Below are 22687 nucleotides of genomic sequence, written 5' to 3'. Positions count from 1 at the left end.
AACGCAGTACCCCCCGGAAACCCGGGAAGACCGTGACGGACGGTGGGCTTATGAAGCGCGACCTGGCCTGTTGGGGCCGGGATACGACGCTGAAAGCATTTACAGTGCATCGACACCGAAATGTGCTTTATGCGACATTCCCTCGATGCAAAACGAAAACCTGCCGCATCAAATGCAGCAGGTCAACGCGCGATACTACCATATCCGAAACCGGCAGGTAAACCCACCGGGCTCGGACACGCCATCGCTTAGATGCGGCGGCGCTTCGGCGGACGGCAGCCGTTGTGCGGAATCGGCGTGACGTCTTCGATGATCGCGATCTTGATGCCCAGCGCGTTCAGCGCGCGGACAGCCGACTCACGGCCAGGGCCAGGGCCCTTGATGCGCACTTCCAGGTTCTTGATGCCCTGGTCTTGCGCCACGCGGCCGGCGTTCTCGGCAGCAACCTGGGCAGCGAACGGGGTCGACTTGCGCGAACCCTTGAAGCCCTGGCCACCGGCGGTCGCCCACGACAGGGCATTGCCCTGACGGTCGGTGATCGTGATGATGGTGTTGTTGAACGAGGCGTGGACGTGCGCAATGCCGTCGGCAACGTTCTTCTTGACCTTCTTACGCGCGCGAGCGGCGTTATTCGGACCTTTTGCCATTAGTTTCTTCCTCTGCCTTCGGCTTTACTTCTTCAGAGCCACGCCGGCCTTGCGCGGACCCTTGCGGGTACGTGCGTTGGTACGGGTACGCTGACCGCGCATGGGCAGGCCCTTGCGGTGACGCATGCCACGATAGCAACCAAGGTCCATCAGACGCTTGATGTTCATCGTGGTTTCACGACGCAGGTCACCCTCGACCGTGACCTTGCCCACTTCGTCACGAAGCTTTTCCAGGTCGGCGTCGGTCAGATCCTTGACCTTCTTGTCAAACGGTACACCGGTGGCCTCGCAAATCTTGCGGGCGCGCGAGCGGCCGATACCGTAAATGGCGGTCAGGCCGATTTCGGTATGCTTGTGGTTCGGGATGTTAACCCCTGCGATACGTGCCATTCGTCAATCCTCTTTCCGATTAGCCTTGGCGTTGCTTGTGGCGGGGATCCGACGAGCAGATCACGCGCACGACACCGTTGCGCTTGATGATTTTGCAGTTGCGGCAAATGCGCTTAACAGAAGCCAGCACTTTCATAATTTTCCTCTTCCTTCAATTCCTGTTCGCTCACTTCGTCCGGAAGACGATTCGTGCGCGCGACAGATCATATGGGGTCAGCTCGACCGTCACCTTGTCACCCGGAAGAATCCGGATGTAGTTCATTCTCATCTTGCCGGAGATGTGGCCCAGCACTACATGGCCATTCTCCAGCTTGACTCGGAACGTCGCATTGGGCAGGTTCTCCAGGACCTGGCCCTGCATCTGGATGACGTCGTCTTTTGCCATACCTAGCCTGTACCGATCCGAAGTCAGCGCAAGGTCAGATTACCCTTGAAATTCGCCTTCTTCAGCAGCGACTCATACTGCTGCGACATGACATAGGACTGAACCTGGGCCATGAAGTCCATCGTGACGACCACGATGATCAGCAGGGAGGTTCCGCCGAAATAGAACGGAACGTTCCAGCGCAGCACCAGGAATTCCGGCAACAGGCAGACCAGTGTGATGTAGATCGCACCAGCCAGCGTCAAACGCACCAGGATCTTGTCGATATAGCGCGTCGTCTGCTCGCCCGGACGAATGCCCGGAATGAAGGCACCGCTTTTCTTCAGGTTGTCTGCCACTTCACGGCTGTTGTAGACCAGGGCCGTGTAGAAGAAGCAGAAAAATACAATCGCAGCAGCGTACAGCAGGATGTAGACCGGCTGGCCCGGCGACAGCGTGGCAGCCAGGTCCTTGATGAACCCGCCCACCGATCCAGTCGCGTCAGACGTGAACCAGCCCGCGATCGTTGCCGGGAACAGGATGATCGACGACGCGAAGATCGGCGGAATCACCCCTGCCATGTTCAGCTTCAGCGGCAGGTGCGACGACTGTCCGCCGTACACCTTGTTGCCGACCTGACGCTTGGCATAGTTCACCAGGATCTTGCGCTGGCCACGCTCGACGAACACCACTGCGAAGGTCACACCGATCACGATCGCCACGATGAAGATCGCCGCGATGATGCTCATGGAACCCGTGCGGACCAGTTCGAACAGTCCGCCGATCGCGTTGGGCAGGCCCGCCGCGATACCGCCGAAGATGATGATCGAGATGCCGTTGCCCAGACCCCGCTCGGTGATCTGCTCACCCAGCCACATCAGGAACATCGTACCGGTCACCAGCGTGATCACCGCCGTGGCCCGGAACATCAGGCCAGGATCCAGCACCAGCCCCGGCTGCGACTCCAGCGCCACCGCAATCGACAGCGCCTGGAACGTGGCCAGGACCACGGTGCCGTAGCGCGTGTACTGCGTGATCTTGCGCTGGCCTGCCTGCCCTTCCTTCTTCAGCGACTCCAGCTGCGGCAGCACGATCGTCAGCAACTGCATGATGATCGACGCCGAGATGTACGGCATGATGCCGAGCGCGAAGACGGTAAAGCGCGACAGCGCCCCGCCCGAGAACAGGTTGAACATCCCGAGGATGCCACCCGACTGACTCTGGAAAAGCTTCGCAAGCTGCTCCGGATCGATACCGGGCACCGGAATATGAGCGCCGATGCGGTACACGATCAGGGCCAGCACCAGAAACATCAGCCGGCGCTTGAGGTCGCCGTACTTCGCCGTGTTCCTGGCTTGCGCGCTTGCATTGGGTTTCGCCGTGGCCAAACGATGCTCCGACTATAACTGCCTATGCTGCGATAAATGTCTTGTCAGGCTGCGATCTGGCCGCCAGCGGCTTCGATCGCGGCCTTGGCGCCAGCGGTGGCGCCCAGACCCTTGATCGTCACCTTGCGGGTCAGCTCGCCGGCCTTGATGACCTTGGCGCTCTTGACCAGGTCGCTGACCAGGCCAGCCTGCTTCAGAACCAGCAGGTCGACTTCGGCCGCTTCCAGGCGCTCGATGTCACGCAGCGTGACTTCGGCGGTGAACGCCTTGGTCAGCGAGGTGAAGCCGCGCTTCGGCAGGCGACGATACAGCGGCATTTGACCGCCTTCGAAACCCACCTTGTGGAAGCCGCCCGAACGCGACTTCTGACCCTTGTGACCGCGACCGGCAGTCTTGCCCAGGCCGGAGCCGATACCGCGGCCGACGCGACGCTTGGCGTGCTTCGAACCGGCAGCCGGTTTCAGGTTGTTCAGTTGCATCTTGCTCTCCAAGTCCCGATCAGGCCAGAACCTTCACCAGGTACGAGACCTTGTTGATCATGCCGCGCACGGCGGGCGTGTCCTGCAGCTCCGACACCGAGTTGATGCGGCGCAGGCCCAGGCCACGAACGGTGGCGCGATGATCCTCGCGCGTGCCGATCAGGCTGCGCACGAGTTGCACTTTTACGGTTTTCTGCGACATTGCGTTCACCTTAACCCAGGATGTCTTCGACCGACTTGCCACGCTTCGCGGCGATTTCGCCCGGCGTGCTCATCTTCTGAAGGCCGTCCAGCGTGGCGCGAACCATGTTGTACGGGTTGGTGGAGCCGTGCGACTTGGTCACCACGTTGGTGACGCCCATCACTTCGAAGATCGCGCGCATCGGGCCGCCAGCGATCACGCCGGTACCTTCCTTGGCGGGCATCATCAGCACCTTGGCGGCGCCGTGCTTGCCAACGACTTCGTGTTGCAGCGTGCCGTTCTTCAGCGAGACCTTGACCATCTTGCGACGGGCTTCGTCCATTGCCTTCTGAACAGCAACCGGCACTTCCTTGGCCTTGCCCTTGCCCATGCCGATGCGGCCATCGCCGTCACCAACCACGGTCAGCGCTGCGAAACCGAGAATCCGGCCACCCTTCACCACCTTGGTGACACGGTTGACCGAGATCATCTTCTCGCGGAGGCCGTCGTCGCGTTCGTCCTGTTGGACTTTTGCTTGCATCTTTGCCATGACGTATCTCTCTCTATGCGCTTAGAACTTCAGGCCGGCTTCGCGGGCGGCGTCTGCCAGGGCCTTCACGCGGCCATGGAAACGGAAGCCGGCGCGATCGAACGCGACGGTTTCCACGCCGGCAGCCTTCGCCTTCTCGGCGATGCGCTTGCCAACCACGGTGGCGGCAGCGGCGGTAGCGCCCTTGCCATCCAGTTCCTTGCGCACTTCCACCTCTGCGGTCGAAGCCGAAGCCAGCACCTTGGTGCCGCACTCGGAGAAGACCTGGGCGTAAATATGCGAATTCGTACGGAACACGGTCAGACGATTGACTTTCATCTCCGCGATCTTGGCGCGGGTCTGACGTGCACGGCGCAAACGAGCGTCTTTCTTGTTCATCATTGCACCCCTTACTTCTTCTTGGTTTCCTTCAGGATGACGCGCTCGTCGCTGTAGCGCACACCCTTGCCCTTGTAGGGCTCAGGCGGGCGGTACGCGCGGACTTCCGCGGCAACCTGACCGACTTTCTGCTTGTCCGCACCCTTGATGATGATCTCGGTCTGCGTCGGCGTTTCCGCCTTCACGCCTTCCGGCATCTCATGGATCACGTCGTGCGAGAAACCAAGCTGGAGCTTCAGCGCAGCGCCTTGCAGCTGGGCACGGTAGCCCACGCCAACGAGGTTCAGCTTGCGCTCGAAACCGGTGGTCACGCCCTTGACCATGTTCGCCGCCAGGGCGCGCATGGTGCCTTGCAGGGCGTTTGCTTCACGCGACTCGTCAGCCGGCGAGAAGGTCAGCGTGTCGTTCTCGACATTGACCTTGACCAGGCTGTGAATCGGTTGCGACAGCGTACCCAGCGGACCCTTCACGGAGAGCACGCCAGCTGCCACGTTCACTTCCGCGCCCTTGGGGAGCGCGATGGGAGCCTTACCTACACGGGACATGGTTCTCTCCTTAAGCGACGTAGCAGAGAACTTCGCCGCCCACGCCGGTGGCGCGAGCCTTGCGGTCGGTCATCAGACCCTGCGGGGTCGAGATGATCGCCACACCCAGGCCGTTCATCACTTGCGGGATGTCGCTGCGGCCCTTGTACACGCGCAGGCCGGGCTTCGAGACGCGCTCGATGCGCTCGATCACCGGACGGCCGGCGTAGTACTTCAGGCCGATGCTCAGTTGTGCCTTGCCGCCATCTTCCTGGACGGCGTAATCGTCGATGTAGCCTTCGTCCTTCAGGACCTTGGCGATTGCCACTTTCAGCTTCGACGACGGCATGACAACCGACGCCTTCTGCACGCCCTGGGCGTTGCGGATGCGCGTCAGCATATCGGCGATAGGATCGCTCATGCTCATACTGTTTCTCCTGTAGCCTGTGCGTAATTACCAGCTGGCTTTCGTCAGACCCGGGATTTCGCCCTTGAAGGCGATTTCGCGGATCTTGTTACGCGCCAGGCCAAACTTGCGGAAGGTACCGCGGGGACGACCGGTGATCGCGCAGCGATTGCGCTGGCGAGTCGGGTTCGCGTTGCGCGGGAGCTGTTGCAGCTCGAGACGCGCGCTGTAACGCTCTTCTTCCGACTTCTCTTGGTCGTCGATAATGGCCTTGAGGTTGGCGCGCTTGGCGGCGTACTTCGCCACCAGCTTGGCGCGCTTCTTCTCACGTTCAATCAGAGCCAGTTTAGCCACGGTTACCCCTTAATTGCGGAACGGGAACTTGAACGCACCGAGGAGTGCCTTGGCTTCCTCGTCGTTCTTTGCCGTCGTCGTGATGCTGATGTTCAGACCACGCAGTGCGTCGATCTTGTCGTACTCGATTTCGGGGAAAATGATCTGCTCTTTCACACCGATGTTGTAGTTGCCACGACCGTCAAACGAACGGCCCGACACACCACGGAAGTCACGCACGCGCGGCAGGGCCACGGTGACGAAACGATCGAGGAATTCGAACATGCGCTCGCCGCGCAGGGTCACCATCGCACCGATGGGGTAGCCCTGGCGGATCTTGAAGCCGGCGATGGCCTTCTTGGCCTTCGTCACGACCGGCTTCTGACCGGCGATCTTGGTCAGGTCGCCGACGGCGTTTTCAATGATCTTCTTGTCATTGATCGCTTCGCCAAGGCCCATGTTCAGGGTGATCTTGGTGATGCGCGGCACTTCCATGACCGACTTGTAGCCGAACTGTTCGATCAGCTTCGGCACAACCTGTTCTTTGTAAAACTCTTGCAGACGTGCTGCCATGCTCAACTCCTAAACGTGCCCAGAATCAAGCTGCCACGACGGCGCCGGTGGTCTTCAGCACGCGCACGCGCTTGCCGTCTTCCACCTTGATGCCGACGCGCGACGGCTTGCCATTGGCATCCACGAGCGCAACGTTGGAAATATGCAGCGGCATGACCTTGTCAACCACGCCACCGGTGGTGCCCAGCATCGGGTTCGGGCGCGCATGCTTCTTGGCGATGTTCACGCCCTGCACCGCAACCTTGTCACCGAGCACGGCCTGCACGGTACCGCGCTTGCCCTTGTCCTTGCCGGTCAGGACGATGACTTCATCGCCTTTGCGAATCTTGTTCATGTCGGCTCCTTACAGCACTTCCGGAGCGAGCGACACGATCTTCATGAAGCGCTCGGTACGGAGTTCACGAGTCACCGGCCCGAAAATACGGGTGCCGATCGGCTCGAGCTTGTTGTTCAGCAGGACGGCGGCATTGCCGTCGAACTTGATCAGCGAACCGTCAGCGCGGCGCACGCCCTTGGCGGTACGCACGACGACGGCGTTGTAGATGTCGCCCTTCTTCACGCGACCGCGCGGCGCTGCGTCCTTGACGGTCACCTTGATGATGTCGCCAACGCTTGCGTAGCGGCGCTTGGAGCCACCCAGCACCTTGATGCACAGCACTTCGCGCGCACCAGTGTTATCGGCCACTTCGAGCCGGCTTTCTGTCTGAATCATGGTGTTTGTCTTCCCAACTTAATCCGCCAGGTGCCATAGCGCCCGTCGGTCAGTCTTGGTCCCGTCGGTTCCGGCCTTGCGCCAGCACCGTATGGGTTGATCAACTTTGAAGTCGGTAGGAGCCTGGCAACTTGACTGATGTCGAATCGCTTGGCCCTGGCTCGCTCAACAGGCCCGCCCGGGTGGTACTGCTAAGGCGAACGCAATAAAGCGGAAGTCCAGGATTATAGCTACATAATCCTGGACTTGCAAGTCAAGCTAAGAACGTGTTGTTCTTAGATGACGCGTGCAGCCTCTACCAGCCGGGAAACCACCCAGGACTTGGTCCGCGACAGCGGACGGCCTTCCTGGATTTCGACCTTGTCGCCTTCCTTGTACTGGTTGGCTTCGTCGTGTGCGTGGTACTTCTTGGAACGCAGCACGTACTTGCCGTACAGGGGATGCTTGACGCGGTTTTCCACCAAGACCGTAACGGTCTTGTCCATCTTGTCGCTCACGACACGGCCGACCAGGGTACGGCGAAGCGACTTTTCCGTTTGTGCAGCTTCAGTCATTTCGCGTTCGCCTTTTCAGTCAGCACGGTTTGCACGCGCGCGATGTCCTTGCGAACCTTCTTCAGCTGGCTGGTGTTCTGCAGCTGTTGGGTTGCCTTTTGCATGCGCAGGCTAAATTGGGCCTTCAGCAGCTCGGAGAGCTCCTGGTTCAGGCCTGCGGCGTCCTTGCCGCGAAGTTCGGATGCTTTCATCCCTGCTCTCCTTACGTCCCGACCTGGCGCACCACGAAATTGGTGGCGATCGGCAGCTTGGCCGCTGCGAGGCGGAACGCCTCACGCGCCAGCTCTTCGCTCACGCCATCCATTTCGTACAGCATCTTGCCCGGCTGGATTTCAGCCACGTAGTACTCCGGATTGCCCTTACCGTTACCCATACGGACTTCAGCGGGCTTCTTCGAGATCGGCTTGTCCGGGAAGATCCGGATCCAGATGCGGCCGCCACGCTTGATGTGACGGGTCATCGCACGACGTGCCGACTCGATCTGGCGAGCCGTCAGACGGCCACGGCCCATGGCCTTCAGGCCGAATTCGCCGAAAGACACGGCGTTGCCACGGGTAGCCTTACCCGTGTTGCGGCCTTTCTGCTCCTTGCGGTATTTTCTGCGCTTAGGTTGCAGCATCGTTATTCTCCACTCTTCCCATCTGCGCCAGGCGCAGCGCGACGACCGGCACCGGCACCGCCACGGCGGTTGCCACCCGGACGGCCTTCGCCTTCACGGCGGCGGCCTTCCGGACGACCCGGGCGACGACGACGGTCGTCTTGCGGCTCTTCCACCACCGGCGCTTCATTGCGGCCGAGGTGATCACCCTTGTAGACCCACACCTTGACACCGATGATGCCGTAGGTGGTTTCTGCTTCGGAGAAGCCGTAGTCGATGTCGGCGCGCAGGGTGTGCAGGGGCACACGGCCTTCGCGGTACCACTCGGTACGTGCGATTTCGATACCGTTCAGACGGCCGGCGCTCATGATCTTGATGCCCTGGGCACCCAGGCGCATCGCGTTCTGCATGGCGCGCTTCATGGCGCGGCGGAACATGATGCGGCGCTCGAGCTGCTGGGTGATCGAGTCGGCGATCAGCTGAGCATCGGTTTCCGGCTTGCGGATTTCCTCGATGTTCACGTGCACGGGCACGCCCATGCGACGCTGCAGTTCGGCCTTCAGCAGTTCGATGTCCTCACCCTTCTTGCCGATCACCACGCCCGGACGCGAGCTGTAAATGGTGATGCGGGCATTGCGGGCGGGGCGCTCGATGACGACGCGGCCAACCGATGCGTTCTTCAGCTTCTTCTTCAGGAAGTCGCGAACTTCGATGTCTTCCTTCAGCATGCCGGCGAACTTCGTGTTGCTGGCGTACCAGCGCGAAGCCCAGTTACGGCTGACAGCCAGACGGAAGCCAGTCGGATGAATCTTCTGTCCCATCGTGACTCCTTAGTTGCCGAGCGTCACAGTGATGTGACAGGTTTGTTTCTCGATGCGGTTGCCGCGGCCCTTCGCCCGTGCGGTGAAGCGCTTGAGCGAGGTCGCCTTGTCGACGTAGATCGATTTGACCTTGAGTTCGTCGATGTCGGCGCCTTCGTTGTGCTCAGCGTTGGCGATGGCCGATTCGACCACCTTCTTCACAATCCCGGCAGCCTTTTTCGGGCTGAACGTCAGGACATTGAGCGCGCGCTCGATCGGCAGACCACGGATCTGGTCAGCGACCAGGCGCGTCTTCTGGGCGGAGATGCGGGCACCGCGATGAATCGCTTTCACTTCCATGATGGCACCTTACCTCTTCGCTTTCTTGTCAGCCGCGTGGCCCTTGAACGTGCGGGTGATCGCAAATTCGCCGAGCTTGTGGCCAACCATGTTTTCCGTCACGTACACCGGCACGTGTTGACGGCCGTTGTGCACGGCGATCGTCAGGCCAATGAACTCCGGCAGAATGGTCGAGCGGCGCGACCAAGTCTTGATGGGCTTCTTGTCCTTGCCGCTGACTGCAACTTCCACCTTCTTCAGCAGGTGGGCGTCGCAGAACGGACCCTTTTTAGCGGAACGAGTCATATCTTTAGCTCCTACCTACCGATTAACGCTTGTGGCGCTTCTGGACGATCATGCTGTCCGTGCGCTTGTTGCTGCGGGTGCGGTAGCCCTTGGTCGGGGTACCCCACGGCGACACCGGATCGCGGCCAGCAGCGGTCTTGCCCTCGCCACCACCGTGCGGGTGGTCGACCGGGTTCATCACAACGCCGCGGACCGTCGGGCGGATACCGCGCCAACGGGTCGCACCGGCCTTGCCGATGACGCGCAGGCTGTGCTCTTCGTTGCCAACTTCACCGACGGTGGCGCGGCACTCGATGTGCACGCGGCGCACTTCGCCGGAGCGCAGGCGAACCTGGGCGTACAGGCCTTCACGGGCCAGCAGCACGGCGGAGCCGCCTGCAGCGCGGGCGATCTGGGCGCCCTTGCCCGGCAGCATTTCCACGTTGTTGATCGTGGTACCGACCGGAATGTTGCGGATCGGCAGGTTGTTACCAGCCTTGATCGGCGCTTCCGAGCCATTCAGCAGCGATTGGCCGGCAACCATGCCCTTGGTGGCGATGATGTAGCGGCGCTCGCCGTCGGCGAACACGACCAGCGCGATGTTGGCGCTGCGGTTCGGATCGTATTCCAGGCGCTCGACCTTGGCGGGGATGCCGTCCTTGTCGTTGCGCTTGAAGTCGACCACGCGGTAGTGGTGCTTATGACCACCGCCCTTGTGGCGGGTGGTGATATGACCATTGTTGTTACGACCCGACTTCTGGAATTGCTTTTCCAGCAGCGGAGCGTGCGGGGCGCCCTTGTGAAGGTCCTTGTTGACGACCTTCACCATCGAGCGACGACCCGGGGAAGTCGGCTTGGTCTTGACGAGTGCCATGATTACTTGGCCTCCGCTTCAAAATTGATTTCCTGACCCGGCTTCAGCGACACGTAAGCTTTCTTCACGTGGTTGCGACGGCCCATGAAACGGCCGAAGCGCTTCTGCTTGCCCTTCTGGTTCAGGATCTGAACGGACTGCACCTCGACCTTGAACAGCAGTTCGACGGCGGCCTTCACTTCTGCCTTGTTGGCATCGCGGGCCACTTCGAACACGACTTGTTCATTCTTGTCGGCGACCAGGGTTGCCTTTTCGGAAACCACCGGCGCGAGCAGCACCTGCATCAAACGATGATCGTTCTTGGCTACTTGCGTCATTTCAGCAACTCCTCGATCTGCGCGACGGCTGCCTTGGTCACCAGCACCTTCTTGTAGTGCACGAGCGACAGCGGATCAGCCTGGCGCGGCTCGACAACTGCCACGTGCGGCAGGTTGCGCGAAGCCAGGTAGAGGTTTTCGTCGAGGCTGTCGGTGATGATCAGCACCGAGTCCAGGCCCATGGCCTTGAACTTGTCGGCCAAGAGCTTGGTCTTGGGCGCGTCGACGGTGAAACCGTCCACCACATTGATACGACCTTCACGTGCGAGCTGCGAGTAAATCGAGCGCATGCCGGCACGGAACATCTTCTTGTTGACCTTCTGGCTGAAGTTCTCTTCCGGCGAATTCGGGAAGATACGGCCGCCCCCGCGCCACAGCGGCGAGGAAGACATACCGGCACGAGCACGGCCCGTACCCTTCTGGCGCCACGGCTTCTTGGTCGTGTGCTTGACCTCTTCACGATCCTTCTGCTTGCGGTTACCGCTGCGCGCGTTGGCCTGGTAAGCGACGACGATCTGGTGAACGAGGGCTTCGTTGTAGTCACGGCCGAACACTTCGGGCGAAGCGGCAACGCCCGCGCCGATCTGGCCATTGTCCTGGAGGAGCTTGAGTTCCATTACATGCGCTCCTTAAGCTTTGGCTTTGGCCTTGACGGCCGGGGTAACGATGACCTTGCCGTTCTTGGAGCCAGGGATGGCGCCCTTGACCAGCAGCAGCTTGCGCTCTGCGTCGATCTTGGCGATCTCCAGGTTCTGCACGGTGCGGGTGACATCGCCCAGGTGACCGGTCATGCGCTTGCCCGGGAACACGCGGCCCGGATCCTGCGCCATACCGATCGAGCCCGGCACGTTGTGCGAGCGCGAGTTACCGTGGGTGGCACGGCCGGAGGCGAAGTGATAGCGCTTGATGGTACCGGCGTAGCCCTTACCGATGGTCACGCCCTGCACGTCGATCTTCTGACCGACTTCGAACAGGTCGACCGACAGCGAACCGCCAGCTTGCAGTTCGGCAGCCTTGGCTGCATCGATACGGAATTCGCGGATGATTTCGCCGGCTTCCACGCCGGCTTTGGCGAGGTGACCCGCCAGCGGCTTGGTGACGCGGCTTGCGCGTCGTGCGCCGAAGGTGACTTGAACCGCGGTATAACCGTCGGTCTCGTCCGTCTTGATTTGCGTCACGCGGTTGTCGCCGACCTCGACCACGGTCACGGGAATCGCTTCACCGTCGTCCGTGAAAATACGGGTCATGCCAACCTTGCGACCTACAAGGCCAAGGCTCATGGTTTGCTCCATTCCCAGCTGCGATTGGCCGGGGCTGATTGATACACGAAAACTGTGTTTGCGCTTGTGCGCGGATGGGCTGCGCTAAAGAGGACTGCGCCTGGCCAAAACGGCCAACCCACTACCCGGAGACACGGGTAGCCTTACACTATAACCCTTCCCCGAGGAAAGGGCAATAAGCAATTGTGATTTGCCGATGGGTGTTGTAGGCAGGATTCAAGCAGATGTGCACAAAAGCTGGCACGAAGGCGGCGCGGCGGGCAGCAGACGCCGCTCGCCGGCATGCGGCTCAGGCGGCGACGCGCACGAAGCCGCCACTATAGAAGACCAGCGGCTCGCCTTCTTCCGCCGAGATGGACTCCACCGCGCCGACGATCAGCAGGTGATCGCCCACGGGATCGGCACGCTCGACGCGGCACGCGAGCGTGGCGAGCGCCTCGTCAAGGTAAGGCACGCCCTGGGCGCAGCGCGTATGGCGCACGCCGGCGAACTTGTCTACAGCCGGCGCCGCGAAGCGGCGCGCCAGGTCGCCGTGCCCGGCGCGCAGGATGCTGACACCGAACGGCCGGCCTGGCTCGAACAACCCGGCGTTGGGCGAGTGCGACGCCAGGCTCCACAGGATCAGCGGCGGCGCCAGCGACAGCGACGCGAACGAGTTGACGGTGATGCCGACCGGCCGTAGCTGCGCGGTACAGGCACCGATGACCGCCACGCCGGTCGCGTAGCGGCCGCAAACCCGCCGCAACTCGCGCGGATCGAGCAGGGGCGCGGCATGATTGGTGGTGTCCATGTCAGGCAGCCTGCGGCAGGTGGTGGTCGATCAGCTGGTGGCAAGCCTGCTCGTCCATCCACCACGGGAAATAGTCCGGTGGATTGTCGAAGCCGTTGGCGATGCGCGCCGCCAGCGCGGGCGCCTGCCCTGCCGCGCCCAGCAGCGCCAGGATATGCGGCGGCGGCGGGGTCAGCAGCGAGTTGGTCCAGGCCACGACATCGCCGGCGTATTGCCAGTAGCGGGCGAAGGTCTGCTCCATCCAGTCACGGTCGAACGGCCGCTCGCCATGGGCGAGGATGGCGTCGAGGTAGACCTTGCAGCATTTGGCGGCATTGTTGGAACCCTGCCCGGTGATCGGGTCGTTGACCACCACGGCATCGGCCATGCCGAATACCAGCCGGCCCGAAGGCAGCGTCAGCACCGGCTTGCGCACCGTCGGCGCGAAGCGGCCCGACAGGATGCCGTTGTCGTCGGTCAGCGCCACCCGCTCGCAGCGCTCGGCCTCCCACGGCGCATAGGTGCGCAGGATGCGCAGGCTCTCTGCGAGGTGCTGGTCGGGCGTGCGTGCCTCGGCCCAGCGATCCATCGGGCCGCCGGGGATGCCCTCGAACACCATGATCTCGCACGGCCCCGACAGCGTCAGCGCGGGGAAGACGAAGTATTCGCCGACACCCGGGATCAGGTTGAAGCAAACCCGCGAGAACGGCTCGCGCGGTACCATGCCGGTGACATAGGTCAGCGCCAGCGCGCGTTGCGGCTTGTCGAACGGGCTGCGCTGCGCGTCGCGCTCGAAGCGGCTGACGATCTCGCCCTTGCCGGCGGCCAGCAGCACCAGGTCGTGCTCGCCGGTCAGCGCTTCCAGTTCGTCCACGCCAACATCGACGATGCGCAGGTCGCCGCCGCGCGCGGCGAAGGCTTCCATCCACGCCGGCATCTTCAGCCGCTGGTCGACCGCCTGTGCCGGCCGGTCCAGCGGCGCGGCCCAATCGATGGCTTTCGCGCCGGGTAGTTCGGGATGCGGCACGGCCAGGCCGATGCCTTCGACCGGCGGGCAGTTGTCGTCCCACCAGTTGAGGCCGAGGTCGCGCTCGGTCTGCAAGGCGCGGTCGAACATGCACTGGCTCGACATGACCTTGCCGGTGCGGACTTGCTCCGGCGTGCGATTGGACAGCAGCGTGACCTGGTAGCCGGCCGCCTGCAGCCCGAGGGCCATTTGCAGGCCGGATTGCCCGGCCCCTACGATGGCGATGCGTTGGCGCATGATGTGGTCTCCTGATTGGATGGGGATGGCGTGTGCGGCGATGGCGTCAGCCGGCCAGCTTGCCGATTGCCGGGACGTTCTGCTCCGGGCCCATCGCACTGTAGCCACCGTCGACGGCGTAATCCGCGCCGGTGACGAAGCTGGCATGGTCAGAGCACAGGAACAGCACCACCTGCGCGACCTCGTCGGGCTCGCCCACGCGGCCCAGCAGGTGGAATGGCGCGGCGACGGCATCGGTACGGGCGCGGTTGCCGCCGCTGACCTCGTCCATCAGCCGGCACCATGTCCAGCCCGGCGACACCGAATTCACGCGGATGCGGTCGGGCGCCAGATCCATCGCCATATTGCGCGTCAGCTGCGCGATGGCCGCCTTGGATACCGGATATAGCCAGCGCCCGGTCTGCGCGACATTGGCCGAGATGCTGGTGAAATTGACGATGGCGCCACCGCCGCGCGCGCGCATCAGCGGCGCCACCGCCTGCGCCAGCATCACGCCGGACACGACGTTGACGTCGAGCGCCGCCAGCCAGTCGGCACGGCTGGAGCGGAAGCCGTCGTCGAGATAGGTGCAGGCCAGGTTGACCAGGAAGTCCACGCCGCCGAAGCGCTGCGCGACCTGGCCCACGGCATCGCGGACCTGTTCGTCCTGCGTGATATCGGCCGCGATAAAAAGCGCGTCCTTGCCCAGCTCCGCGGCAACGCGCTCACCGTTGGCGGCGTCGATATCAAAGATCGCCACGCGCGCACCAGCCTCGACGAAGGCCCGCGCCACGCCAGCGCCGATCAGAGTGGCGCCGCCGGTGACGATGGCCACCTTGTCCTGCAATCCCTTCATGGTTGTCTCCTTGTTTGCCATCCGTGTCCGTGTTCCGGGCAGGCCTCTGCGGGCCCGCTCCGGATCGTTGTTGTGCTCGCTACTTGCGCTCGCTACTTACCCTCGCTCTCCTGCCAGCGCGCCATCAGCGTGTTCGACGGCAAGGTTTCATCCAGCAGCTTGCGCGCGGTCTCCACGCCCGCCACCGGCAGACCCGCCGGGTCGAGCTTGCCGATCTGCACCAGCACGCTGGCCTGGTCCCAGTAGATATGCTCGTGATAGAGCTTGTCGCCGCGGAACTTGACGATGGCGACCAGCGGGATCTCCACGCGCTTGCCGGTGGGCGGCACGCCCGGCAGCATCCAGTCGATCTCGCAGGTATGCGTGAAGCAGAACAGCAGTTCATCGACGATCTGCGTGGTGCCGATCGTTCGCGACAGCGGAATCAGCGTGGTATCCGGTGGATTGCTGTGGACAAAGTGGTTCTGGTAGAAGCGCCGCAGCTGCGCGTAGCCGACGCCGCCGGTCATGGTCGGGATATGGTTCACGTAGGGCTGCGGCACCATCGTCGCCATGGTGGCATCCACGTCGCGCGTGGCGAATTCATATTCGCAGTGCTTGTCCCACAGCGTGGAGAAATCGTAGTGCGGCCCCATCTCGCGGCGCAGCGCGGCAATCGCGCGCTGGTGCGCCATCAGCGCGGAGGGCTTGTCGAAATGCTCGCCGCCCACGCGCGCGAAGGCATGGTCGACGCCCGGGTAGACATAGACCTCGATGTGGTCGCGCCCGGCCAGCGCTTCGCGGATCGCGGCCTGTGCCTTCGGCGGGCAGAAGCCGTCCTTCTCCGCGATATGCAGCACCAGGCGGCCGCGCACATTGGCGGCCTCGGCCAGCGCATGCTCGATGCCGACGCCATAGTAGGCCACTGCGCAAGCCACGTCCGGCAGCCGGCAAGCCGCCAGGTAGGCCAGCTTGCCGCCCAGGCAGAAGCCCAGCACGCAGGTCTGGCCGGCGCATTCCGGGCGGGCGCGCAGCGCGTCCAGGGCCGCGCCCACATCCTGCACGCCCCTGGCCTCGTCGAACTGCTGGTACAGGCCGAGCGCGCGCTGGAAGTCTTCGCCGCGATCAATCAGCTCGATGCCCGGGGCGATGCGCCAGAACAGGTCGGGCACCAGCACCGTGTAGCCCTCTTCGGCGTAGTAGTCGGCAACCTGGCGCATGGTGGCGTTGACGCCGAAAATCTCCTGGCACAGCACGATGCCCGGGCCCTTGCCTGCCGCCGGGACGGCGAGATAACCGCTGAAACTGCCTTCTGGGGTCTGGATCTGGATGGTCTGGCCCATGGCCTGCTCTCCTTGTCGTTTTCGCTTTACGGTACCTGGTGGGCGGCTGCCGTGCTGGAATCCATCATGGTGGCTCCGCACCGCAGCAAACTAGCCGCTGGGCGCAGCGGCTATCCGATTAGTGCAGGAAACTGCCGACCCGGTCAACGCTGTGGCGCCGGCGGCACACGGCGGCCGGGGCCCATCCGCTATAGTGGATCGCGTGGGAAACCGTTTGCCGGGCGGACTTCGACCGCCGGCCCGGTCCCTGACCATGCGGCGCGCACGGCGCCAGGCCCAGCCTGCCCGGCAGCACCGCGGTCCACGCCAGAGGAGCGAGACAATGCAGCTGCCCCCCGCCGCCACGGCCGCCGGACCGTTGGTGCGCGCCCTGCTCGGCGACCCCGCGCGGTGCGTGTTTGCCTCGACCGACGTAGCCGAGACGCGCGCAGCCGTCGGCCGCGTGTTCAAGCCGCATCGGCTGGAAGTGCGTGGTACCCGGCTGCAGGCGCGCATGCACCATGCCCCGCTGGGCGCGGTGTCGTTCAACCGGTTGGCGTACGGCGCCGACGTCACCATCGATCCCGGTCCGCTGGGCGACTTCCTGCTGGTGCAGATGCCGCTGTCGGGCCAGGCCGATATCCGCTGTGGCGACCAGCACATCCTGTCCACGCCGGACAGCGCCTCGGTGCTGACGCCGGCCGACGCGCTCGCGATGCGCTGGAGCGCGGACAGCGACCAGCTGATCGTGCGCATCGAGCGCAGCGCGCTCGACCGGATCTGCGCCGCCCACCTGGGCCGGCGTCCCGAGCGCGCGCTGCGCTTTGCGCTTGGCATGGCGTGGCGCACCGGCGCCTGGTACGAGCTGATGCGCTACCTCGCCGCGATGCTCGAGGCGGCCCCGGAATCGGCCCGGCATCCCCTCACCGCCTGCCAGCTCGAGCAACTGGTGATCGGTACGCTGCTGACCGCACAGCCGCATAGCCTGTCGGACGCGCTGCGCGAGCACGGCAAGCCGCTGGCGCCGCGCCATGTCAAGGTGGTGGAGGAGTACATTCATGCCAACGCTGATGCGGCGTTGAACCCGGCCTTGCTGGCGGAGGTGGCCGGCGTCAGTGTGCGCAGCCTGTTTGCCGGCTTTCGCGAGCATCGCGGTACTGGGCCGATGGCCTACCTGCGCACCGTGCGGCTTGAGCGGGTGCGGCACGACCTGCTGAACGATGCATCGGTGGCATCGGTCAGCGCCGCGGCATTGCGCTGGGGTTTTGCGCATCTGGGGCGCTTCAGCGCCGAATATCGGCGGGCATTCGGTGAATGTCCGGCGCAGACGCTGCGGCGGCGTGGGGCGGGTTGACGTCCGATCTGTACCGGCATACGTGCACCACGCGCTGAACGCAAGCCAACGCCCCTGGTAGAGGCTCCCCTCTCCCGCGAAGTGGGAGAGGGGAGCAAACAATCGGCGATTCAAACTTGTCAGCCAACAAAAACGGCGAACCCTGCGGTTCGCCGTTTTTGCTGCATCAGGCCACCAACGCGGCCAAAAGCATCTTTACACCTTGATCTCGACGTCCACGCCGGCCGGCAGGTCGAGCTTCATCAGCGCGTCAACCGTCTTGTCGGTCGGATCGACGATGTCCATCAGGCGCTGGTGAGTGCGGATCTCGAACTGATCGCGGCTGGTCTTGTTGACGTGCGGCGAACGCAGGATGTCGAAGCGCTGGATGCGGGTCGGCAGGGGCACCGGGCCCTTGACGATTGCGCCGGTACGCTTGGCGGTATCCACGATTTCGGCAGCCGACTGGTCGATCAGGCGATAGTCGAAAGCCTTCAGGCGGATACGGATCTTCTGGTTCTGCATGATATTTCCTTAAAAGAGCGATTGGGCAAGGTGCCCAGTTAAATGGGGACATGCCCGCAGGCATGTCCCAGGAAGTGCTTAGTCGAGGATCTTTGCCACGACGCCGGCGCCGACGGTACGGCCACCTTCGCGGATAGCGAAGCGCAGGCCTTCTCTTAGTCGAGGATCTTTGCCACGACGCCGGCGCCGACGGTACGGCCACCTTCGCGGATAGCGAAGCGCAGGCCTTCTTCCATGGCGATCGGGGCGATCAGCTTGACGGTGATCGACACGTTGTCACCCGGCATGACCATTTCCTTGTCCTTCGGCAGCTCGATCGAGCCGGTCACGTCGGTCGTACGGAAGTAGAACTGCGGGCGGTAGTTGTTGAAGAACGGGGTGTGACGGCCGCCTTCGTCCTTCGACAGGATGTACACCTCGCCGGTGAAGTGCGTGTGCGGCTTGATCGAACCCGGCTTGCACAGCACCTGGCCGCGCTCGACGTCTTCACGCTTGGTGCCGCGCAGCAGCAGACCGACGTTGTCGCCAGCCTGGCCCTGGTCCAGCAGCTTGCGGAACATTTCCACGCCGGTGCAGGTGGTCTTCACGGTCGGGCGGATACCGACGATTTCGATTTCTTCGCCGACCTTGATGATGCCGCGCTCGATACGGCCGGTCACCACGGTGCCGCGACCCGAGATCGAGAACACGTCTTCCACCGGCATCAGGAAGGTACCGTCAACGGCACGCTCCGGCGTCGGGATGTAGGTGTCCAGCGCGTCGGCCAGGCGCATGATGGCTTCTTCGCCCAGGTCGCCCTTGTCGCCTTCCAGGGCCAGCTTGGCCGAACCCTTGATGATCGGGGTGTCGTCGCCGGGGAACTCGTACTTGCTCAGCAGCTCGCGAACTTCCATCTCGACCAGCTCGAGCAGTTCAGCGTCGTCCACCATGTCGCACTTGTTCAGGAACACGATGATGTACGGCACGCCAACCTGACGGGCCAGCAGGATGTGCTCGCGCGTCTGCGGCATCGGGCCGTCAGCGGCCGAGCACACCAGGATCGCGCCGTCCATCTGGGCGGCACCCGTGATCATGTTCTTCACGTAGTCGGCGTGGCCCGGGCAGTCAACGTGCGCGTAGTGGCGGTTGGCCGTCTCGTACTCGACGTGGGCGGTATTGATGGTAATACCGCGTCTTGCCATGGTCAACGTGACCAATCGTACCAACGTTCACGTGCGGCTTGGTCCGCTCGAACTTTTCCTTTGCCATTTCTTAGCTCCTGATAGGAATGCAGTCTTGTTGTTTCATCGCGCCGCCGCACCGGCAGGCGCGGCGGCAAACTTCGAATTACTTGCCCTTGGCCGTCATCACGGCTTCGGCGATGTTCTTCGGTGCCTCAGCGTAGTGCTTGAATTCCATGGTGTACGTGGCGCGGCCTTGCGTGGCCGAGCGCAGCGACGTGGAATAACCAAACATTTCCGACAGCGGGACTTCGGCCTTGATGATCTTGCCGCCACCCACCATGTCGTCCATGCCCTGCACGATGCCGCGGCGGGACGACAGGTCGCCCATCACGGTACCCGTGTAGTCTTCCGGCGTTTCCACTTCCACGGCCATCATCGGCTCGAGCAGGACCGGGCTGGCCTTGCGCATGGCTTCCTTGAAAGCCATCGAGCCGGCCATGCGGAACGCGTTTTCGTTCGAGTCCACGTCGTGGTACGAACCGAACGTCAGCGTCACCTTCACGTCCACCACCGGGAAGCCAGCCAGGATACCGTTCGGCAGCGTGTCGACGATACCCTTCTCGACCGCCGGGATGTATTCACGAGGAATCACACCGCCCTTGATGGCGTCGATGAACTCGAAGCCCTTGCCCGGCTCTTGCGGTTCCAGCGTGATCACGGCGTGACCGTACTGGCCGCGGCCGCCCGACTGCTTGACGAACTTGCCCTCGACGCCTTCGGCCGTCTTGCGAATGGTTTCGCGGTAGGCCACCTGCGGCGCGCCGATGTTGGCTTCCACGCCGAATTCGCGCTTCATGCGGTCGACCAGAATTTCGAGGTGGAGCTCGCCCATGCCCGAAATGATGGTCTGGCCCGATTCTTCATCGGTACGCACGCGGAACGACGGATCTTCGGCGGCCAGGCGGTTCAGGGCGATGCCCATCTTTTCCTGGTCAGCCTTGGTCTTCGGCTCGACGGCCTGCGAGATCACCGGCTCCGGGAACACCATGCGCTCGAGCACGATCGGTGCAGCCGGATCGCACAGCGTGTCGCCCGTGGTGGCGTCCTTCAGGCCCACTGCAGCGGCGATGTCGCCGGCCAGCACTTCCTTGATTTCTTCGCGCTGGTTGGCATGCATCTGCAGAATACGGCCGAGGCGTTCCTTCTTGCTCTTGACCGGGTTGTACACGGTGTCGCCCGAATTGATCTTGCCCGAGTAGACGCGGAAGAAGATCAGCTGGCCAACGAACGGGTCGGTCATGATCTTGAACGCCAGTGCCGAGAACTTTTCGTTGTCGTCAGCCTTGCGCTCGAGCTTCTTCTCGCTGTCGTCCTCGTCCGTGCCCGTAACCGGCGGAATGTCGACCGGCGACGGCAGGAAGTCGATCACGGCGTCGAGCATGCGCTGCACGCCCTTGTTCTTGAACGCGGTGCCGCACAGCATCGGCTGGATTTCGCAGGCGATGGTACGGTCACGCAGCGCCTTGACGATCTCGGCGCGGGTCAGCTCTTCGCCGCCCAGGTACTTTTCCATCAGCTCTTCGCTGGCTTCGGCGGCGGATTCGACCATCTTCTCGCGCCATTCGTCAGCGGTGGCTTGCAGCTCGGCCGGGATGTCCTGGTATTCGAACTTCACGCCCTGGCTGGCTTCGTCCCAAACGATCGCCTTCATTTCCAGCAGATCGACGACGCCCTGGAAGCCGTCTTCAGCGCCGATCGGTACCACGACGGGCACCGGGTTGGCCTTCAGGCGGGTCTTCAGCTGGTCGTAGACCTTGAAGAAGTTCGCGCCGGTACGGTCCATCTTGTTGACGAACGCCAGACGCGGCACCTTGTACTTGTTGGCCTGACGCCAGACGGTTTCCGACTGCGGCTGCACGCCACCCACTGCGCAGTAGACCATGCAGGCGCCGTCCAGCACGCGCATGGAACGCTCCACCTCGATGGTGAAGTCCACGTGGCCCGGGGTGTCGATGATGTTGAAGCGGTGCTCGGGGTAGTTGCCGCCCATGCCCTTCCAGAAGGCGGTGGTCGCAGCAGACGTGATGGTGATGCCGCGCTCCTGCTCCTGCTCCATCCAGTCCATGGTGGCCGCGCCATCATGCACTTCACCGATCTTGTGGTTCACACCGGTGTAGAACAGGATCCGCTCGGTCGTGGTGGTTTTACCCGCGTCAATGTGAGCCGAAATACCGATGTTACGGTAGCGCTCAATAGGAGTCTTACGAGCCACTTTAATCCTCTATTCGTCCATGAGGCGCAGAGATCTCATGACCTGCGCCCTTAACACAAACGGGCGAGATGTGTGAAAACACAGCCCGCCCGGCAACCAACAGTGTTTTCGCGCGCTTTAGAAGCGGAAGTGCGAGAACGCCTTGTTGGCTTCGGCCATGCGGTGCACTTCGTCGCGCTTCTTCATCGCGCCGCCACGGCCTTCCGATGCTTCCAGCAGCTCACCTGCCAGGCGCAGCGCCATCGACTTCTCGCTGCGTTTCTTCGCGGCCTCGCGCAGCCAACGCATCGCCAATGCCAGACGACGCGACGGACGGACTTCGACCGGAACCTGATAGTTGGCGCCGCCCACGCGACGGCTCTTCACTTCCACCACCGGCTTCACGTTGTTGATGGCAACGGAGAACACTTCGATGGGGGCCTTGCCTGCCTTCTTTTCGATCTGGTCGAACGCGCCATAGACGATACGTTCGGCAACCGACTTCTTGCCGTCCAGCATCAGCACGTTCATAAACTTGGCAACTTCAACGTTGCCGAACTTCGGATCAGGCAGAACATCCCGCTTGGGGACTTCACGACGACGTGGCATCTTCTTTCCTTTAGATTCAGTTGAGAGCGCGGTCAGTTGTTTCCGCTCTCCGGCCACCAACTAGCTTGCATGCAATAGACAGCAAATTCGCCGGGTGACCACTTACTCGACGGCACGGTTGCCAAAAGGGCGCTCCGTTGTACCGCCGCCTGGTGACAGCACCATGACTTGCGCCACAGGCTATCGGTTGTTGCTGCTGTGGGTCTTTCGGACCCAGGCACCCTAAGCTTAGGCCGCCTTCGGACGCTTCGCGCCGTACTTCGAACGGGCCTGCTTGCGGTCCTTCACGCCTTGCAGGTCCAGCGAGCCACGGACGATGTGGTAACGCACACCCGGCAGATCCTTCACACGGCCGCCGCGGATCAGCACGACCGAGTGTTCCTGCAGGTTGTGGCCTTCACCGCCGATGTACGAAATGACTTCGAAACCGTTGGTCAGGCGCACCTTGGCGACCTTACGCAGTGCCGAGTTCGGCTTCTTCGGCGTCGTGGTGTACACACGGGTGCACACACCACGGCGCTGGGGGCAGTTCTCAAGCGCCGGGCTCTTGCTCTTGACGACTTCAGAGACGCGCGGCTTGCGAACCAGTTGGTTGATAGTTGGCATTGTTCAATCCAGCTTGGTTTTACGAAAAACGCCCCTCGCACCGGCATGAACCAGGATGG

At 62.8% G+C, this 22687-nt stretch carries 35 protein-coding genes and 1 pseudogene; 1 reads left to right on the top strand and 35 read right to left on the bottom strand.

The genetic code is table 11. The features are described 5' to 3' along the window. Positions 1-248: 248 nt before the first annotated feature. The 29 genes from rpsK to ACAD63_RS01370 all read right to left on the bottom strand — a co-directional run bounded on the left by rpsK (position 249) and on the right by ACAD63_RS01370 (position 16162). On the bottom strand, positions 249-647 hold the full coding sequence (gene rpsK / locus ACAD63_RS01510) for a 30S ribosomal protein S11 (protein ID WP_010812376.1): 399 nt from the start codon (positions 645-647) through the stop codon (positions 249-251). A 24-nt stretch (positions 648-671) separates the two neighbouring features. Next, positions 672-1037 (bottom strand): 30S ribosomal protein S13, encoded by a 366-nt coding sequence (gene rpsM / locus ACAD63_RS01505; protein WP_008642961.1) that lies wholly within the window; start codon positions 1035-1037, stop codon positions 672-674. A 19-nt stretch (positions 1038-1056) separates the two neighbouring features. After that, positions 1057-1173 carry a 50S ribosomal protein L36 gene (gene rpmJ / locus ACAD63_RS01500; protein ID WP_008642959.1) on the bottom strand — a complete coding sequence of 39 codons (117 nt, stop codon included), beginning with the start codon at positions 1171-1173 and terminating at the stop codon, positions 1057-1059. Between the two features lie 30 nt (positions 1174-1203). Further along, on the bottom strand, positions 1204-1422 hold the full coding sequence (infA, locus tag ACAD63_RS01495; RefSeq protein WP_116320343.1) for a translation initiation factor IF-1: 219 nt from the start codon (positions 1420-1422) through the stop codon (positions 1204-1206). A gap of 23 nt (positions 1423-1445) precedes the next feature. Beyond that, on the bottom strand, positions 1446-2789 hold the full coding sequence (gene secY / locus ACAD63_RS01490; RefSeq protein ID WP_029047589.1) for a preprotein translocase subunit SecY: 1344 nt from the start codon (positions 2787-2789) through the stop codon (positions 1446-1448). 44 nt (positions 2790-2833) lie between these two features. Next, positions 2834-3268, bottom strand: coding sequence for a 50S ribosomal protein L15 (gene rplO, locus ACAD63_RS01485; RefSeq protein ID WP_063241272.1), 435 nt, complete (start codon positions 3266-3268; stop codon positions 2834-2836). Positions 3269-3287: 19 nt separating this feature from the next. Beyond that, positions 3288-3470 carry a 50S ribosomal protein L30 gene (rpmD, locus tag ACAD63_RS01480; protein WP_010812381.1) on the bottom strand — a complete coding sequence of 61 codons (183 nt, stop codon included), beginning with the start codon at positions 3468-3470 and terminating at the stop codon, positions 3288-3290. 10 nt (positions 3471-3480) lie between these two features. Further along, on the bottom strand, positions 3481-3999 hold the full coding sequence (rpsE, locus tag ACAD63_RS01475) for a 30S ribosomal protein S5 (RefSeq protein WP_006160449.1): 519 nt from the start codon (positions 3997-3999) through the stop codon (positions 3481-3483). A 21-nt stretch (positions 4000-4020) separates the two neighbouring features. Next, positions 4021-4377 (bottom strand): 50S ribosomal protein L18, encoded by a 357-nt coding sequence (rplR, locus tag ACAD63_RS01470; RefSeq protein ID WP_010812382.1) that lies wholly within the window; start codon positions 4375-4377, stop codon positions 4021-4023. Positions 4378-4388: 11 nt separating this feature from the next. Further along, complete coding sequence (gene rplF / locus ACAD63_RS01465; RefSeq protein ID WP_133093429.1) at positions 4389-4922, bottom strand: 50S ribosomal protein L6; 534 nt, start codon at positions 4920-4922, stop codon at positions 4389-4391. A 10-nt stretch (positions 4923-4932) separates the two neighbouring features. Beyond that, a complete protein-coding gene (gene rpsH, locus ACAD63_RS01460) occupies positions 4933-5328 on the bottom strand; it encodes a 30S ribosomal protein S8 (protein ID WP_010812384.1) in 396 nt (131 codons plus the stop codon). A gap of 27 nt (positions 5329-5355) precedes the next feature. Further along, entirely contained in the window at positions 5356-5661 is a 306-nt protein-coding gene (gene rpsN, locus ACAD63_RS01455; protein ID WP_010812385.1) for a 30S ribosomal protein S14, read from the bottom strand. Positions 5662-5670: 9 nt separating this feature from the next. Next, on the bottom strand, positions 5671-6213 hold the full coding sequence (gene rplE, locus ACAD63_RS01450; protein WP_010812386.1) for a 50S ribosomal protein L5: 543 nt from the start codon (positions 6211-6213) through the stop codon (positions 5671-5673). A 25-nt stretch (positions 6214-6238) separates the two neighbouring features. Then, on the bottom strand, positions 6239-6547 hold the full coding sequence (gene rplX / locus ACAD63_RS01445; protein ID WP_010812387.1) for a 50S ribosomal protein L24: 309 nt from the start codon (positions 6545-6547) through the stop codon (positions 6239-6241). Positions 6548-6556: 9 nt separating this feature from the next. Further along, positions 6557-6925: a 50S ribosomal protein L14 gene (gene rplN / locus ACAD63_RS01440; RefSeq protein WP_010812388.1), complete on the bottom strand. Its 369-nt coding sequence runs from the start codon at positions 6923-6925 to the stop codon at positions 6557-6559. 275 nt (positions 6926-7200) lie between these two features. Continuing rightward, positions 7201-7479, bottom strand: coding sequence for a 30S ribosomal protein S17 (rpsQ, locus tag ACAD63_RS01435; RefSeq protein WP_010812389.1), 279 nt, complete (start codon positions 7477-7479; stop codon positions 7201-7203). Next, the gene (gene rpmC, locus ACAD63_RS01430) at positions 7476-7670 is read right to left on the bottom strand and encodes a 50S ribosomal protein L29 (protein ID WP_008642937.1); all 195 of its coding nucleotides are present in this window, start codon (positions 7668-7670) and stop codon (positions 7476-7478) included. The genes rpsQ and rpmC overlap by 4 nt, the downstream gene beginning before the upstream one ends. An 11-nt stretch (positions 7671-7681) precedes the next feature. Then, entirely contained in the window at positions 7682-8098 is a 417-nt protein-coding gene (rplP, locus tag ACAD63_RS01425; protein ID WP_006576240.1) for a 50S ribosomal protein L16, read from the bottom strand. 2 nt (positions 8099-8100) lie between these two features. Then, positions 8101-8898: a 30S ribosomal protein S3 gene (gene rpsC, locus ACAD63_RS01420; protein WP_029047586.1), complete on the bottom strand. Its 798-nt coding sequence runs from the start codon at positions 8896-8898 to the stop codon at positions 8101-8103. A 9-nt stretch (positions 8899-8907) separates the two neighbouring features. Continuing rightward, complete coding sequence (gene rplV / locus ACAD63_RS01415) at positions 8908-9237, bottom strand: 50S ribosomal protein L22 (protein WP_003271370.1); 330 nt, start codon at positions 9235-9237, stop codon at positions 8908-8910. A gap of 9 nt (positions 9238-9246) precedes the next feature. Beyond that, a complete protein-coding gene (gene rpsS / locus ACAD63_RS01410) occupies positions 9247-9522 on the bottom strand; it encodes a 30S ribosomal protein S19 (protein WP_029047585.1) in 276 nt (91 codons plus the stop codon). 22 nt (positions 9523-9544) lie between these two features. Further along, a complete protein-coding gene (gene rplB / locus ACAD63_RS01405) occupies positions 9545-10375 on the bottom strand; it encodes a 50S ribosomal protein L2 (protein WP_029047584.1) in 831 nt (276 codons plus the stop codon). A 2-nt stretch (positions 10376-10377) separates the two neighbouring features. Further along, entirely contained in the window at positions 10378-10692 is a 315-nt protein-coding gene (rplW, locus tag ACAD63_RS01400; RefSeq protein ID WP_006576245.1) for a 50S ribosomal protein L23, read from the bottom strand. Beyond that, on the bottom strand, positions 10689-11309 hold the full coding sequence (rplD, locus tag ACAD63_RS01395; RefSeq protein WP_029047583.1) for a 50S ribosomal protein L4: 621 nt from the start codon (positions 11307-11309) through the stop codon (positions 10689-10691). The genes rplW and rplD overlap by 4 nt, the downstream gene beginning before the upstream one ends. A gap of 12 nt (positions 11310-11321) precedes the next feature. Then, complete coding sequence (rplC, locus tag ACAD63_RS01390) at positions 11322-11972, bottom strand: 50S ribosomal protein L3 (RefSeq protein ID WP_010812397.1); 651 nt, start codon at positions 11970-11972, stop codon at positions 11322-11324. A gap of 289 nt (positions 11973-12261) precedes the next feature. Further along, positions 12262-12762, bottom strand: coding sequence for a flavin reductase family protein (locus ACAD63_RS01385; protein WP_135706074.1), 501 nt, complete (start codon positions 12760-12762; stop codon positions 12262-12264). A gap of 1 nt (position 12763) precedes the next feature. After that, positions 12764-14005, bottom strand: a complete 1242-nt coding sequence (locus tag ACAD63_RS01380) for a styrene monooxygenase/indole monooxygenase family protein (protein ID WP_133093426.1) — start codon at positions 14003-14005, stop codon at positions 12764-12766. Between the two features lie 46 nt (positions 14006-14051). Next, the gene (locus ACAD63_RS01375; RefSeq protein WP_133093425.1) at positions 14052-14840 is read right to left on the bottom strand and encodes an SDR family oxidoreductase; all 789 of its coding nucleotides are present in this window, start codon (positions 14838-14840) and stop codon (positions 14052-14054) included. A 92-nt stretch (positions 14841-14932) separates the two neighbouring features. Beyond that, positions 14933-16162 carry a dienelactone hydrolase family protein gene (locus ACAD63_RS01370; RefSeq protein ID WP_434033337.1) on the bottom strand — a complete coding sequence of 410 codons (1230 nt, stop codon included), beginning with the start codon at positions 16160-16162 and terminating at the stop codon, positions 14933-14935. 322 nt (positions 16163-16484) lie between these two features. Between ACAD63_RS01370 and ACAD63_RS01365 the strand changes: the two genes are divergently transcribed. Next, the gene (locus ACAD63_RS01365; RefSeq protein WP_434033336.1) at positions 16485-17495 is read left to right on the top strand and encodes an AraC family transcriptional regulator; all 1011 of its coding nucleotides are present in this window, start codon (positions 16485-16487) and stop codon (positions 17493-17495) included. A 195-nt stretch (positions 17496-17690) separates the two neighbouring features. On the opposite strand, the gene rpsJ is transcribed toward ACAD63_RS01365, so the two are convergent. The 6 genes and pseudogenes from rpsJ to rpsL form a co-directional block, all read right to left on the bottom strand. Next, positions 17691-17999, bottom strand: coding sequence for a 30S ribosomal protein S10 (gene rpsJ / locus ACAD63_RS01360; protein ID WP_006160488.1), 309 nt, complete (start codon positions 17997-17999; stop codon positions 17691-17693). A 78-nt stretch (positions 18000-18077) separates the two neighbouring features. Further along, positions 18078-18134 carry a hypothetical protein gene (locus tag ACAD63_RS01355; protein WP_434033956.1) on the bottom strand — a complete coding sequence of 19 codons (57 nt, stop codon included), beginning with the start codon at positions 18132-18134 and terminating at the stop codon, positions 18078-18080. A gap of 20 nt (positions 18135-18154) precedes the next feature. Beyond that, positions 18155-19247 (bottom strand): annotated as a pseudogene (tuf, locus tag ACAD63_RS01350) (elongation factor Tu). Positions 19248-19325: 78 nt separating this feature from the next. Continuing rightward, entirely contained in the window at positions 19326-21434 is a 2109-nt protein-coding gene (gene fusA / locus ACAD63_RS01345; RefSeq protein WP_029049804.1) for an elongation factor G, read from the bottom strand. Positions 21435-21551: 117 nt separating this feature from the next. After that, entirely contained in the window at positions 21552-22022 is a 471-nt protein-coding gene (rpsG, locus tag ACAD63_RS01340; protein ID WP_010810459.1) for a 30S ribosomal protein S7, read from the bottom strand. Between the two features lie 228 nt (positions 22023-22250). Continuing rightward, a complete protein-coding gene (gene rpsL / locus ACAD63_RS01335) occupies positions 22251-22628 on the bottom strand; it encodes a 30S ribosomal protein S12 (protein ID WP_010810460.1) in 378 nt (125 codons plus the stop codon). Positions 22629-22687: the final 59 nt, after the last annotated feature.

Origin of the sequence: Cupriavidus sp. a3 (genome assembly GCF_051015765.1) — a bacterium.
GTDB classification, from domain to species: Bacteria; Pseudomonadota; Gammaproteobacteria; order Burkholderiales; family Burkholderiaceae; genus Cupriavidus; species Cupriavidus oxalaticus_A.
Note: the sequence above shows the minus strand (reverse complement) of the source record. Positions and strands in the feature narration are given on the sequence as shown.